The sequence below is a fragment of the Sinorhizobium sp. BG8 genome (genome assembly GCF_016864555.1).
Lineage (GTDB): Bacteria > Pseudomonadota > Alphaproteobacteria > Rhizobiales > Rhizobiaceae > BG8.
Genome location: NZ_CP044011.1, coordinates 4,498,407 through 4,511,496, shown reverse-complemented (window position 1 = coordinate 4,511,496; position 13,090 = coordinate 4,498,407). Strand labels below are relative to the sequence as shown.

The following is a 13,090-nucleotide window of genomic DNA, read 5'->3' as shown; positions in this document are numbered from 1 at the left end:
CCTATCCGGCGATGTCGATCACGCCGCAGTCGCCGGTTTCCGATGCGAAGGCCAGGAGCTTGCCGTTGCGGCTCCAATCCATCGAGGTGATCGCACCTTTGCCCGGCCGGCGCAACAGCACTTCGCGCGCATCCGCGAAGCGGGCGGCGAGAACCATGCCGTCGGAATAGCCTATGGCGACGACATCCTCGACCGGATGGCAGCTGACGGCCGTCACCATCACGTCGGCGCGCGTACCGAGTTCCAGCGGTGCCTTGCCCATCGGGCCGTCCTTGGCCGCAAAGGGCCAGACGATGGCTGCCGGCGCGCCGGAGGAAGCAAGCCACTTGCCCTTGGCCGACCAGGAGAGAGATTTTACCTTGGCCGGATAGCCCGTCATGCGCATGTGGCGCGTGTCGGCGCCCGCCTTGCCGTCGAGCTTCCAGCCGTGGAGAGCGTTCTCCTGCATCGACGTCACCACGAAGCGCCCGTCTGGCGAAAAGATCACACCCGTATGGGCGCCCTTCCACTCAAGGTCGACGGGCGGGGCATTGGTGGCCACCCAGTGCATCGAAACGCCGTTGTAGCGCGCGATGCCGATCCTCAACCCTTTGGGCGCGAAGGCGACGCCCTCGACGGTGCGGGTCTCGGCGAATTCCTTCACCGTGCCGTCCGGCAGGCGCACGCGGGCCGTTCTGCCTTCTGCAAAGGCGACCGCCCCCTGGGGGCCCGGCGCCACGACGGAAATCCACTTGCGCGGCACTTCCGCAAGGGTGGTGCTGGTGCCCTCGGAACTGATGCGCAGGACCTTGCCGTCCTCGCCGCCCGTCACAAGCGTGTCGTTCGCCGCGTCCCGTACGCAGGCAAGCAGTCCCTGATGGGCCTGCGTCACCTTGTGTCCGTTGTCCAGGCGATGGATCTCCCCGGAGGCGGACGCGAAGAACGGTACGTCACCGAGGAAAACGGCCGCGACGACGTGGCCGTCGAGATCGAGAGGTGCGACTGTCGGCATCAGTTCGGCTGAGCCTCGCAGGCCTTGAACGTGCGTTCGATCTTCTCGCGGTCGAGGTCGCGACCGATGAAGACGAGGCGGCTCTCGCGCTTCTCGCCGTCCTTCCAGGCCCGCTGGTGGTCTCCCTCGACGATCATGTGCACGCCCTGCACGACGTAGCGCTCGTCGTCGCCGGCAAAGGCAATGATACCCTTCAGGCGGAGGATGTTGGGCCCGTCGGTCTGGGTGATCTTCTGGATCCAGGGGAAGAACCGGTCGGGGTTCATCTCGCCGCCGCGCAGCGAGATCGACTGGACCGTCACGTCATGGATCGGGGACGGGCCATGATCGTGGTGATGATGGCCATGATCATGGTCGTGATCGTGGTCGTGATCGTGGTCATGATGATGATGGTCGTGGTCATGATCGTGGTGGTGGTGATCCTGGTCGCAATCGGGACCGCAGACATGGTCCTCGTGATCGTGATCGAGGAAATGCGGATCGTTCTCGAGCGCGCGCTCCAGGTTGAAGGCGCCCTGGTCGAGGACCTTGGAAAGGTCGATGTCGGAGCGCGTGGTGCGGTAGATGCGTGCGGAGGGGTTGATTACCCGCACGGTGGCCTCGACCCGTGCGAGCTCTTCCGGCGTTACCAGGTCGGTCTTGTTCAGGAGAACGACGTCGGCAAAGGCGATCTGGTCCTCGGCCTCCCGCGAATCCTTGAGGCGCAACGGCAGATGCTTCGCATCGACGAGGGCGACGACGGCATCGAGCTCGGTCTTGGAGCGAACGTCGTCGTCCATGAAGAAGGTCTGCGCCACCGGAACGGGGTCGGCAAGACCGGTGGTCTCGACGATGATGGCGTCGAAGCGCCCGGGGCGGCGCATCAGGCCCTCGACGACCCGGATCAGGTCGCCGCGCACGGTGCAGCAGATGCAGCCGTTGTTCATCTCGTAGATTTCCTCGTCGGACTCCACGATCAGGTCGTTGTCGATGCCGATCTCCCCGAACTCGTTGACGATGACGGCGTATTTCTTGCCATGGTTGTCGGTCAGGATGCGGTTGAGCAGCGTGGTCTTGCCCGCGCCGAGATAGCCGGTGAGAACGGTGACGGGGATGGGCTTCTGCGTGGCGGTGTCGGTCATGGTAGCCTCGGAGCTGGCGTTCTGCCGCGTTTGTCGGATTGTCGCCCTCATATAGGAGATGAGGGAGCCAAGAGCAAAGGTCTTGGGCGCGGAATTCTTGTCCCGGACCGGGCGGGCCGGCGACGCACTCGGGCTAGTCCAGATCAGACATGTCGAATGCGTCGACGTCCCTCAGCAATTCAATGATGCCGGCGACCGCGTGGTCGAGGAGCTGCTCGCCGCGCTCGGCCGTGGCGTTGGCGGCATTGCCGGCCACGCCCTTCCGATTGAGATCGGACATCTTCCAGCCGAAGGCATGCGGCCCATAGGCGCGCAGGTGCGTGAAGCGCTCGGCAAACTCTGTCTGGCGAGACGAAAAATCCTCTGCCTTGCCGATCTCCACCAGATCCGGGTCGAGCGCCAGCATGACGGAAGTCTCGATGTCCCCGCCATGGATGTCGATCGCCTTGCGTTCCGGCGAGATCCAGCCTTCGGGCTGGCCGAAGCGGGTCCAGCTGGTTGCGACCGCAAGCATTCCGAAGCGGATGCGTGCCTCGGTCGCAACGATGGTCATCAGGGGGGAATTGCCGCCATGGGCATTCAGCATGACGAATTTGCGGAGCCCGAGATGAAACAGTTCGCCGGCGACCGCGAGCCAGCGCTCGATGGCTTCATCATATTCCAGCGACTTGGTGCCGTGGACGTCGAGGTGCTCCGGCGAGTAGCCGACCGGTTCGACCGGAAGGAAGCTCACCGGCAGGTCTGCGGGCAGGGCGGCGATCAGGCGCTTGACGATGCCTTCCGCAATCAGCGTGTCCGTGTCGAGGGGCAGATGGGGGCCATGGCCCTCGTGAGCACCGAGCGGGAGGACGGCGATCCATCGCGCGCGTTCGGCCGGAGCGAGTCTTGCGTCATTGTCACTCCAGCGTCGCGCCGGTCGCACCATCGCCCATCCCCTGATCTTGTCTTGCCGCAAGCAGTTGCAATGAGTCATACAGGGAGGACCATACGATGCAAGATTTTTGCAGCCGAGAAGCAACCACAGAACAATCCGCGTCAGGTGGAAACGATGGGCAAGAAACACAAGGACGGCAAAAAGGGTAAATCCGGCAAAAAGAAGGGCCAGGAGGAGGCGGGGATTCCGCCGCTCGGCGGCAGCATAGTCCAGGCCGCGCGCTCCATGCGCACGGTGCTGTCGCGGAACCTCTTGTCTGCCGGTCTCTATGCCGGGCAGGACGGGGTCATCATGGCACTGGCGGAGGAGGGCGGACTGACCGCGGGCTCGCTCGCCGCGCGCCTCGGCGTCAAGGCGCCGACCATGACCCGCACCATAGGCAGGCTCGAGGCGCAGGGCTTCGTGGAGAGGCGACCGGATGAGGATGACGGGCGCCTCACCGTCGTTCACCTAACCGATGCCGGGAGGAGTTCGCTCTCCGTCATCGGAGAGGCTGTACGGGTCAGCGAAGGCCAGGCTGTCGAGGGGCTGTCGGAGAAGGAGATCCGCACACTTTCCAAGCTCCTGAGAGCTGTCGACGACAATTTGCGCGGGGTGATCGAAGGCCGCTCGGAGCCCGCTGAGAAGGATGTTGCGGAGGAGATTTAAAGCGTTTAAATAAATCTTTTAAGGGGCGCCGCACAGTTCAGGAGCGCTTCCGCGGGGGAGCGCGTCGTGGCACAAAAGATCAAGCTTTCGACCATTGCCGAGACGCTCGGCGTTTCGACGGCAACAGTTTCGCTGGCCCTCAGAGACAGCCCCCTGGTCGCCTCGAGCACCCGCGATCGCATCAAGGAGCAGGCGAGGGCACTCGGCTACATCTACAACCGGCGCGCCGCCAGTCTCCGGACCTCGCGATCGGGTATCATCGGCGTCGTGGTTCACGACATCATGAATCCCTTCTATGCCGAAATCCTCAAGGCAATCGAGAGCGAACTCGACCGAAACCAGCAGACATTCATCCTGTCGAACCACTACGACTCGGTGGAAAAGCAGCGCACCTTCGTGGAGACGCTGCTGCAGCTTGGCGGCGACGGGGTGATCATGTCGCCGGCGATCGGAACACCGGCGGAGGACATCCAGCTCGCGGAGGACAATGGCATGCCGGCCATCCTCATCGCGCGCTCGATCGACGGGCTCGACGTGCCGATCTTCCGGGGAGACGATACCTACGGGATTTCGCTTGCCACCAACCACCTGATCGGGCTCGGCCACCGGGTCATCGCGATGGTCGGCGGCACCGACCAGACCTCGACAGGCCGCGACCGTTACCAAGGTTACGTCAACGCCTTGCGCAAGGCCAATATCGAGGTCGACCCCGCGCTGCGCATCCCGGGGCCCCGCTCGAAGCAGGGCGGGTTCGAGGCGGCGGTCAACTTCCTGTCACTGCCGCAGAAGCCTACGGCCGCCGTCTGCTGGAACGACCTCGTGGCGATCGGCCTGATGAACGGCATCGCCCGTGCCGGGCTGGTTCCCGGCCGCGACGTCTCGGTCACGGGGTATGACGATCTCGAGGAGGCGTCCATCGCGACCCCTTCGCTCACAACCGTTTGGAACGGCCAGTCGGAGGTCGGGCGCAGCGCCGCCCGGGCGCTCCTCGACAAGCTTTCCGGAAATCACGATCCTGACGGCATTCACCTCATCAAGCCTGAAATGCGAATCCGCCAGTCGACAGGGCCCCTGCGCCATCACATCGAGAGCTGACGCGGCATTTCCACGCATGCGCAATACAGGACAACCATGAGCGACATCCGACCCAAAATCCTCATTCCCGGCCAGATCCGCGAACGCGTCATCCTCAGGCTTCAGGAAAAGTGTGACATCGTGCGGATCGAGCGCGCGGATCCCGACCTCATCGATCCCGAGCTTGCTCCGGAAATTACGGGTGCGGCCGTATCAGGCAGGTTCAGCGCCGAGCTCATGGAGCGCTTGCCGGCACTGCGGATCATCGCGAGCTTCGGCGTCGGATATGATGGAGTGGACGTCGGTGCGGCGGCGGCACGCGGTATCGTGGTGACGAACACGCCGGATGTGCTTAACGAGGAAGTGGCGGATACGACGCTTGCGCTTCTCCTCAACACTGTCCGGCGTTACCCGCAAGCCGAGGCATGGCTGCGGGAAGGACGCTGGGAGCGCGACGGCCAGTTCCCGCTGACGCCGCTCACGCTCAGAGGGCGCAAGATCGGCATCTATGGTCTGGGCCGCATCGGCATGGCGATCGCCCGCCGCCTTGAAGGCTTCGGCGTGGAGATCAGCTATCACACCCGTACGCCGAGGCCGGGTGTAGCCTATACCTATCATTCGACGTTGCTGGGGCTTGCCTCGGCGGTGGATACGCTCATCGCCATCGTGCCGAAGACGCCGGACACCTACAAGACGATCAACGCCGAGGTTCTCGGCGCGCTCGGGGCAAACGGCGTTCTCATCAATGTCGGCCGTGGCTGGACCGTGGACGAGGACGATCTTGCGCGCGCTCTTCGGGATGGCACGATAGCGGCGGCGGGCCTTGACGTTTTCCAGGACGAACCGCACGTGCCGCGGGCTTTCCTCGACATGCCGAACATGTCGCTCTTGCCGCATGTCGCATCGGCTTCCGTCGCCACCCGTGACGCCATGGCCGATCTGGTCGCGGACAATCTGCTTGGCTGGTTCTTCAACGGCGCGCCGCTGACCCCTGTCGCGGAGACCCCTTACCCGCACTGAGGGAATGCAGAGGCACGGATGCCGCCGCTCCGGCTGGGGAAGGGGGCGGCAACGGTTTCGTGCTGCGGTCCTCGTTCCGGCAGCATTTTAGCGATCAAGAAAATCCTTTAGTAAGCCTTTCGCAAGCTTGGGCGCGTAGCGTGATCTTCCAGATACCCGCTGCGGCGCGCCTCGCGCCGCGTCTCATGCGGGACCAAGCTTGAGGGAAGCGTCCATGAAGATGCTTATGATTGCGAGCATGGCAGCCATCGTCGCGTCCGGACTGTGGGCCTTCGCGAGCCGGCAGGTACAGGACGGGCCGGACCCGATCGTCGTTGCGTCGATCGCCAAACCGAATCCGCAGAAGACCTATTCGATTGCGAATGCCGCCGAGCACACGAGCTGTCTTGCGCAGCGCGGCGAGAAGCTTTCAAACCGCAGCCTGCGTTTCAGCGCCGGGCCCGATTGCGACCTCGTCTGGCCGGGCCTGTCGAAGGCCCGAACCTGGATCGAGACCGGGGACGGGATGGTCGTTGTCGGCAATGCCAAGGGTGAGGCGATCATCACCATCGCGGAGGGTGACGGGCTTGCCTATGAGGCGATCGAACCGTCGGACGCGCTGCTGACGATGGCCGTGGTCGACTGACGGCCTGGTTCAGGCCGCTCCGGCCTTCTCGGAGGTGTGCTGCTTGCGGGCGGCATAGTCGCGCACCGCATCGCCAAAAGCCTTGAACAGCTTGTTCGAGGTTCCGTCCGTTCCCACCCAGTATTCCGGATGCCATTGGACGCCGACGGCGAAGGCCTTGGAGTCGATCACCGAAACGGCCTCGATCGTGCCGTCCTCGGCAAGCGCCTCGACCGCAAGGCGCGGCGCGGTGCGCGAGATCGCCTGACGATGCAGGGAGTTGACCTGGATCTCACCCGGGCCCACCGCCGCCGCAAGGCAGCTGCCCTCCTTGACGATCACGTTCTGCCGGATGCCATAGGCCTCGTCGAGTTCCGGCACGTCGGGCTTGCGGTGATCCCAGATGCCCGGTGTGTCCTGGATGTCGTTGGCGAGCGTACCGCCGAGCGCCACGTTCAGTTCCTGAATCCCACGGCAGATCGCCAGCAGCGGAATGCCGCGTTCGATCGCGCGGCGGATGAGCGGCAGGGTCGTGGCATCGCGCGCGGGGTCGAACGGGCCGTCGGCTTCCGTCGCCTGAGCGCCATAGAGCGATGGGTGCACGTTGGTGCGCGAGCCGCTGACAAGCAACCCGTCCACCCTGTCGAGGATGCCGTCGAAATCGTGGCCGTTTTCCTGTGCGGGAACGAGGAACACCATGACGTCGGCGCCTTTGACAGCGGCACGCACGTACTGATTGGGGGTAGCCTGCCAGACGTTGCCTTCGATCTCGCGGATGTCGCAGGGAATGGCAACCAAGGGTACGGACATGAACGGAACTCCGGTATCAGGGGATGAAATAGGCATCGCAGTCAATTCGGGGGCAGTCAATCGCCAAATTGGGGACAAACGGCACGCGATCCGAGAGTCTTTCCGGACTTCCCGCCATCTGTTTCGTTCAGAATCCGGCGAAATGTCGACATTTCTTCCAGAATGAGGAGATCGGCGTGAGTACGTTGTTAACCAGACTTGCATCAAGCTGCCAGTCATGGTGGATTGCGCTGGCCTATCCTGTGGCCGAATCTCGCAAAGATTCGAATTGAAACGGGCCCGCCTATGCCAAGTTGTACTTTGCGGATCCGTTGAACCTGGCGCAATAGAAAGTTGAAATCGGCAGTTGGTTGGACACATTTAACTGGAATAGCCGACAATACCTGTTCGATATTGCCGCATGGACGAAATCATTCCTTAAATTTTCAGGGGTAAGCCTCTCCTGTCACTGGGAGCTCCGCATCCATGAAGGATAAGGGTCAGAGTTCGCTGCCGATGGACGTGTATCTGTCCTTTGTCAGTTCGCTCTACGGGAATCGTCAAACGCTGTTCGTCGGCATGATCTCGCATGTCGTGACGTTCTCGTTCGTCTATGCGAAAACTGCGGACCCCTTCTATCTTCTTTGCAGCGCTCTCGTCGTGGTGATCTGGTCGCTGCGCGCCTTTGGAATGCGCCGGTTCGACCGCGTCGACTCGCAGTCGCTGACCATGGACGGCATTCGCTACTGGGAGAACTGGTACAATGCCGGCGCGGTCGGCACGACACTGGTTCTGGGGTCGGCCTGCGGCTACAGCCTCCTCGTCAGTCGTGACAGTTTCGCCGAGCTCGCCTGTATCTCGGTGACGCTCGCCACCATGGTTTCCGTCGTGGGGCGCAACTACGGCTCCCGCCGGGCGGTGGACTACATTACCCTTTCTGCCTGCATTCCGATGGTCGCGGGCTTCCTGGGGCTGCAGGATTTCTATCATGCGGTGCTGGCGGTCTTGATCCTGCCCTTCATCCTGACGACGCGGATGATGGCAAACGGCGTCCGGGCGTTCCTCTATAGAAACGTGCTTGCCGCGCGCGAGATCGCCACGATCGCCGAGCGCTTCGATACCGCGCTCAACAACATGCCTCACGGCCTGTTCATGCTCGATGCCGATCACCGCATCCTCGTCGCCAACCGGCGGGCATGCGAGCTCCTGCATCTCGGCCACCAGGATCGGCTGAAGGATTGTCACCTCGACGTGGTGCTTCGCTTCGGGGTCCGCAACACATTCCTCAATGCCGAGCAGAGCAAATCCGTCCTTCGCCAGCTCGACGAGCTTCTGAGGGGCGAGCGTTCAAGGACCCTGGTGCAGGTCAATGACGACCTCTATCTCGAATTCACCGCAAGTCCGCGCGACAGCGGCGGCACGGTCCTGATCTTCGAGGATGTCACCGCGCGCATGAGGGCCGAGAACAAGATTCTCCACATGGTCCGCTACGACAGTCTCACGGGCCTCCCGAACCGCGCCTATTTCGGCGAGCTGGTACAGGCAGCACTTGCCGAGCGCAAGCGCGCCGGCACCGTTGGCTTCATGGTTCTCGACGTCGACGACTTCAAGCACGTCAACGACATGAAGGGCCATGTCACCGGCGACCGTCTGCTGTGCATGATCGCGGAACGCATCCGCAAGCTCGGCGGCGACCGGGCGATCGCGGCCCATCTCATGGGCGATGAATTCATGCTGTTCTTCCCGAACGAGACAAACCGCCGGGATCTCGAAGACCGCATGCGCCGCCTGCATGACCAGATTCGCGGAACGTACCAGTTCGACGGCATGACCTTCCAGGTCTCCCTCAGCGTCGGATGCGTTCTCGTATCAAGCGACGATTTCAGGCTCGAAGACCTGCAGATCAAGGCCGACCTCGCGCTGTTCGAGACGAAATCGCGCAACAAGGGCGGGTTCACGGCCTTCGAAGAAGAGATGGACGCGCGCTACGTCGACCGGCAGAAGCTGAAGACGGATCTGCGCGACGCCGTGGCGAACGGCAAGCTGTCGGTCTCCTACCAGCCGATGTTCCTGCCGGACGGCTCGCGGATCGAATGCTGCGAAGCGCTGTCGCGCTGGACCCACGAGGAACGCGGTCCGGTGCCCCCGAACGTCTTCATCCAGATTGCGGAAGAGATGGGCATCGTCTCGGAAATCACCCGCTTCGTCATCCGCCAGGCATGCACGGACTGCGCAAGCTGGCCGAAGCACATGGGCGTCTCGGTGAACCTCTCGGTGCAGGACCTGCGCAATGCGGAGATCGTCACCATCATCTCCGAAGCCCTTTCGGCAACCGGGCTCGAACCCTCGCGGCTTCACCTGGAGGTGACCGAAAGCTGCCTGATGGAAGAGCCCGTCACGGTGCAGGCGATCCTGCAGGAGTTGCGCGCCCGCGGCATCACGATCGCCATCGACGATTTCGGCACGGGCTACTCGAGCCTCAGCTACCTCGATGCGCTGCCGCTCGACATCATCAAAATCGACCGCTCCTTCGTGCGCAACATCGGTGAGGATTCCCGCCGCTTCAAGCTGCTGCGCGGCACGGTGAACCTCTCCCGCGAGCTCGGGCTGCGCATCGTTGTCGAAGGGGTGGAGACGCGCGAGCAGCTCGCCCTCATCAACAAGTTCCGTTGCGCCGATCTGATACAGGGATATGTCTTCGCGACGCCGATGACGTCCTCGGCGCTTCTCGAGCTTGCAGAATCCCTGGACAAGAGGCCCGTCGACACCTCCCAAAAGGGCTGGCAGGTCGCCTGAAAACCCTGAAATTTGATAGATTTTCCGCCTTTGTTAGAAGGTACTAAAGTGTATTGCCAAATATTAGTGTTAACCAACTGTTAAGGTTAATGAATGGTAATTTACACAAATTGTTTGAAATGCTTGATTGTGCGCACGCGTCAAAGTGACCGTTCCGTGCAATCAGGGATCTTCGTGCAATGGCCAGCGTGCAAACGGCTACCGGGCAATCGGCGAGCAATCGCTTTTCGGATAAACTTCTCGAGCTTCTGGACAGGGTCGAGTATCGCCGCGTCGAGACGGGCGAGGACATGGAGGATGTGGCGCGAATCCGCTTCAAGGCCTACAAGATGGCCGACATCCTGCCGCTGAAGGGCTCGACGCTCATCGACGACATCGACTTTGACAGCCATGCCTACGTCTTCGGGATCTACTACGAGGAGCGGCTGATCTCGACGGTGCGCCTGCACCACGTCACGCCGGAGCATCGGGTCAGCTCCTCGGGTTCGATCTTCCCCAACGAGATCAACGCTTTCCTCGATGCGGGAATGTCGCTGATCGATCCGGTCCGCCTTGCCGCCGACCCGGAAGTCCTGAGCGAGATGCCGGCGATCCCCTACCTCACCCTCCGGATTGCGACCATGGCGACGGACTATTTCGGCGTCGATCGCTGCCTCCAGCTGGTGAAGCCGCAGCATGCCGCCTTCTACAAGCGCGTGTTCGATGCCGACACGGTCGTCTCTCCGCAGAAGAACTGCGGCAGCTACAACATAGACCTGACGCTGCTTGCCACCCGCGTGAAGGAAGTGCTTCCGCCGCTCTACGAGCGCTTCCCCTTCTTCAAGTCGGAAGCCTTCGAGCGCCGCATGATGTTCGGCCGCAGCGACGAGATGATGTTCAGCCCGCTCACGGTGAAGCCGACCGCGCGGCTCGCCCACTATGGCGGACGGATTGAGCTCGGGGGCCGCCTCATCAGCGCGGGCATCTAGTCCAATCCGACCTCTACTTCGACAGGACCCTGCCGGCGCAGCGATGCGCCGGCATTTTCGTGTCTCTTAAATCGATATTTGTGCCTCGCCGACCAGTGCCGAACCGTTGCTCTTTCACGGCGGTTTGTGTATGGCCAAAAAGGAGAACGTCTCGTGCATCCAGGGCAGTGACGCCTGATGGTCGGGGCCGGAATTTACGCAGGCGCGGGAGCCATTCGAAACTGGCGACGTCGTGCGCATCGAGGAGAAAGTGAAATATGGCTGAGCATCACCACGGACCGGTCGAAACCGGAGCTTCGATGGACTACGCCGAGCACGAGAAGACCTACAACCTCTTCGTGAATGCCGCCAAGTACGGCACGATGTTCTGCGTCACGCTGCTCATCGCCATGGCTGCCGCCTTCTTCACTAGCGCTGGCTTCTTCTCGGCCCTTCTCCTCCTCATCATTCTCAACGTTCTCGGATTCATCATCCTGCGTTGATCTGAACATCCGGATCTGTCCGGATCGCCGGTGCCCCTCCCAGGGGCGCCACTGACTGTTTATGTCCGTGCTGGGGGAGGGGCGGCGTGTGAGTAAGTCGGTTTTCATTGCAAAAGAAATAGAGGCGGGCGAAAGCCGCGTCGCGGCATCCGTCGAGACGGTCAAGAAGATGATCGGCCTCGGCTTCAGCGTCGTCGTCGAGAAGGGCGCGGGCCTCGCCTCGCGTATTTCCGACAGCGACTACGAGGCCGTGGGAGCCCGAATCGGAACGACCTCCGACGCGGCGGCGGCTGACGTCGTGCTGAAGGTGCGCCGGCCGACGGACACCGAGATCGGCGGCTTCAAGTCCGGCGCGATCGTGATCGCGATCATGGATCCCTACGGCAACGATGCGGCGCTGGCGGCGATGGCCAAGGCGGGGCTCACCAGCTTCTCGATGGAGCTGATGCCGCGCATCACCCGCGCGCAGTCGATGGACGTCCTTTCCTCGCAGGCAAACCTCGCCGGCTACCAGGCGGTGATCGAGGCGGCCGCGGCCTACGACCGGGCAATGCCGATGATGATGACGGCGGCCGGCACGGTGCCGGCGGCGAAGGTCTTCGTCATGGGGGCGGGCGTCGCCGGCCTTCAGGCAATCGCAACCGCCAGGCGCCTCGGCGCCGCAGTCTCGGCAACCGACGTCCGTCCGGCCGCCAAGGAACAGGTCGCCTCGCTCGGCGCCAAGTTCATCGCGGTCGAGGACGAGGAGTTCAAGGCAGCGGAAACAGCCGGCGGCTACGCCAAGGAAATGTCCAAGGAGTACCAGGCCAAGCAGGCCGCACTCGTCGCAGACCATATTTCCAAGCAGGACATCGTCATCACCACGGCGCTCATTCCGGGGCGTCCGGCGCCGAAGCTCGTCACCCGCGACATGCTGAAGGCGATGCGCAACGGCTCGGTCGCGGTTGATCTCGCTGTCGAGCGGGGAGGTAATGTCGAGGGGGTCAAGTCCGGAAAGACGGCCGAAGTCGAAGGCGTCAAGGTCATCGGCTACCTCAACATGGCAGGGCGCATCGCCGCTTCGGCCTCGCTGCTCTATGCCAAGAACCTTCTCGCGTTCCTTGAGACGATGATCGACAAGGAAACGAAGGCGCTTGCGCTCAACCTCGAAGACGAACTGGTGAAGGCGACGATGCTGACGCATGCGGGCGCGGTGGTTCATCCGAACTTCGCCGCCGCCGCAGCTCCGGCGATGGGAGGGACCGCCTGATGGCAAACGAGCTTTTGGACAAGGCAATCACGGATCTCGAGCGTGCGGTGGAGGCCGTGCGCACGGCCGCCGAATATGCGCCCGACGCCGCAGGCGCGGTCGCCCATGGCGTCTCGGGAGGCGCGATCGACCCCTTCGTCTTCCGCCTTGCGATCTTCGTGCTGTCGATCTTCGTCGGCTACTATGTCGTCTGGTCGGTGACGCCGGCGCTGCACACGCCGCTGATGGCCGTCACCAACGCGATCTCCTCGGTGATCGTGGTCGGCGCCCTGCTCGCCGTCGGCATCTCGCTTTCGGGCGTCGCCACGGGCTTCGGTTTCATCGCGCTCATACTCGCGTCCGTCAATATCTTCGGCGGCTTCCTCGTCACCCAGCGCATGCTGGCGATGTACAAGAAAAAAGAGAAGTGAGGGC

13 protein-coding genes are annotated in these 13,090 nt (G+C 62.8%); 9 read left to right on the top strand and 4 right to left on the bottom strand.

All coding sequences use genetic code 11. The features are described from left to right. Position 1 precedes the first annotated feature (1 nt). The 3 genes from F3Y30_RS20965 to F3Y30_RS20955 all read right to left on the bottom strand — a co-directional run bounded on the left by F3Y30_RS20965 (position 2) and on the right by F3Y30_RS20955 (position 3,037). Positions 2-991, bottom strand: a complete 990-nt coding sequence (locus F3Y30_RS20965) for a WD40 repeat domain-containing protein (protein WP_203424573.1) — start codon at positions 989-991, stop codon at positions 2-4. Next, positions 991-2,112 carry a GTP-binding protein gene (locus tag F3Y30_RS20960; RefSeq protein WP_203424572.1) on the bottom strand — a complete coding sequence of 374 codons (1,122 nt, stop codon included), beginning with the start codon at positions 2,110-2,112 and terminating at the stop codon, positions 991-993. The genes F3Y30_RS20965 and F3Y30_RS20960 overlap by 1 nt, the downstream gene beginning before the upstream one ends. A 133-nt stretch (positions 2,113-2,245) precedes the next feature. After that, positions 2,246-3,037, bottom strand: a complete 792-nt coding sequence (locus F3Y30_RS20955; RefSeq protein WP_203424571.1) for a creatininase family protein — start codon at positions 3,035-3,037, stop codon at positions 2,246-2,248. 123 nt (positions 3,038-3,160) lie between these two features. Here F3Y30_RS20955 and F3Y30_RS20950 point away from each other — a divergent pair, with 123 nt between their 5' ends. The 4 genes from F3Y30_RS20950 to F3Y30_RS20935 all read left to right on the top strand — a co-directional run bounded on the left by F3Y30_RS20950 (position 3,161) and on the right by F3Y30_RS20935 (position 6,413). Beyond that, the gene (locus F3Y30_RS20950) at positions 3,161-3,694 is read left to right on the top strand and encodes a MarR family transcriptional regulator (RefSeq protein WP_203424570.1); all 534 of its coding nucleotides are present in this window, start codon (positions 3,161-3,163) and stop codon (positions 3,692-3,694) included. A gap of 66 nt (positions 3,695-3,760) precedes the next feature. Next, the gene (locus F3Y30_RS20945) at positions 3,761-4,789 is read left to right on the top strand and encodes a LacI family DNA-binding transcriptional regulator (protein ID WP_203424569.1); all 1,029 of its coding nucleotides are present in this window, start codon (positions 3,761-3,763) and stop codon (positions 4,787-4,789) included. A 36-nt stretch (positions 4,790-4,825) separates the two neighbouring features. Next, entirely contained in the window at positions 4,826-5,788 is a 963-nt protein-coding gene (locus F3Y30_RS20940) for a 2-hydroxyacid dehydrogenase (protein WP_203424568.1), read from the top strand. A gap of 214 nt (positions 5,789-6,002) precedes the next feature. Beyond that, complete coding sequence (locus F3Y30_RS20935) at positions 6,003-6,413, top strand: hypothetical protein (RefSeq protein WP_203424567.1); 411 nt, start codon at positions 6,003-6,005, stop codon at positions 6,411-6,413. Positions 6,414-6,422: 9 nt separating this feature from the next. On the opposite strand, the gene F3Y30_RS20930 is transcribed toward F3Y30_RS20935, so the two are convergent. After that, positions 6,423-7,202 (bottom strand): gamma-glutamyl-gamma-aminobutyrate hydrolase family protein, encoded by a 780-nt coding sequence (locus tag F3Y30_RS20930; protein WP_203424566.1) that lies wholly within the window; start codon positions 7,200-7,202, stop codon positions 6,423-6,425. A 465-nt stretch (positions 7,203-7,667) separates the two neighbouring features. On the opposite strand from F3Y30_RS20930, the gene F3Y30_RS20925 reads away from it, so the two are divergent. The 5 genes from F3Y30_RS20925 (at position 7,668) to F3Y30_RS20905 (ending at position 13,086) form a co-directional block, all read left to right on the top strand. After that, entirely contained in the window at positions 7,668-9,977 is a 2,310-nt protein-coding gene (locus tag F3Y30_RS20925; RefSeq protein WP_203424565.1) for an EAL domain-containing protein, read from the top strand. Between the two features lie 179 nt (positions 9,978-10,156). Next, positions 10,157-10,945 (top strand): hypothetical protein, encoded by a 789-nt coding sequence (locus F3Y30_RS20920; RefSeq protein WP_203424564.1) that lies wholly within the window; start codon positions 10,157-10,159, stop codon positions 10,943-10,945. Positions 10,946-11,202: 257 nt separating this feature from the next. Then, entirely contained in the window at positions 11,203-11,427 is a 225-nt protein-coding gene (locus tag F3Y30_RS20915; RefSeq protein WP_203424563.1) for an aa3-type cytochrome c oxidase subunit IV, read from the top strand. A gap of 88 nt (positions 11,428-11,515) precedes the next feature. Beyond that, the gene (locus tag F3Y30_RS20910) at positions 11,516-12,676 is read left to right on the top strand and encodes a Re/Si-specific NAD(P)(+) transhydrogenase subunit alpha (RefSeq protein ID WP_203424562.1); all 1,161 of its coding nucleotides are present in this window, start codon (positions 11,516-11,518) and stop codon (positions 12,674-12,676) included. Next, positions 12,676-13,086 carry an NAD(P) transhydrogenase subunit alpha gene (locus tag F3Y30_RS20905; RefSeq protein WP_203424561.1) on the top strand — a complete coding sequence of 137 codons (411 nt, stop codon included), beginning with the start codon at positions 12,676-12,678 and terminating at the stop codon, positions 13,084-13,086. The genes F3Y30_RS20910 and F3Y30_RS20905 overlap by 1 nt, the downstream gene beginning before the upstream one ends. The last annotated feature ends 4 nt before the right edge of the window (positions 13,087-13,090 follow it).

What these genes read in the sequence shown, in the direction of transcription:
- F3Y30_RS20965 (WP_203424573.1), bottom strand. Translation starts at nt 991, where the DNA reads ATGCCGACAGTCGCACCTCTCGATCTCGACGGCCACGTCGTCGCGGCC.
- F3Y30_RS20960 (WP_203424572.1), bottom strand. Translation starts at nt 2,112, where the DNA reads ATGACCGACACCGCCACGCAGAAGCCCATCCCCGTCACCGTTCTCACC.
- F3Y30_RS20955 (WP_203424571.1), bottom strand. Translation starts at nt 3,037, where the DNA reads ATGGTGCGACCGGCGCGACGCTGGAGTGACAATGACGCAAGACTCGCT.
- F3Y30_RS20950 (WP_203424570.1), top strand. Translation starts at nt 3,161, where the DNA reads ATGGGCAAGAAACACAAGGACGGCAAAAAGGGTAAATCCGGCAAAAAG.
- F3Y30_RS20940 (WP_203424568.1), top strand. Translation starts at nt 4,826, where the DNA reads ATGAGCGACATCCGACCCAAAATCCTCATTCCCGGCCAGATCCGCGAA.
- F3Y30_RS20935 (WP_203424567.1), top strand. Translation starts at nt 6,003, where the DNA reads ATGAAGATGCTTATGATTGCGAGCATGGCAGCCATCGTCGCGTCCGGA.
- F3Y30_RS20930 (WP_203424566.1), bottom strand. Translation starts at nt 7,202, where the DNA reads ATGTCCGTACCCTTGGTTGCCATTCCCTGCGACATCCGCGAGATCGAA.
- F3Y30_RS20925 (WP_203424565.1), top strand. Translation starts at nt 7,668, where the DNA reads ATGAAGGATAAGGGTCAGAGTTCGCTGCCGATGGACGTGTATCTGTCC.
- F3Y30_RS20920 (WP_203424564.1), top strand. Translation starts at nt 10,157, where the DNA reads ATGGCCAGCGTGCAAACGGCTACCGGGCAATCGGCGAGCAATCGCTTT.
- F3Y30_RS20915 (WP_203424563.1), top strand. Translation starts at nt 11,203, where the DNA reads ATGGCTGAGCATCACCACGGACCGGTCGAAACCGGAGCTTCGATGGAC.
- F3Y30_RS20905 (WP_203424561.1), top strand. Translation starts at nt 12,676, where the DNA reads ATGGCAAACGAGCTTTTGGACAAGGCAATCACGGATCTCGAGCGTGCG.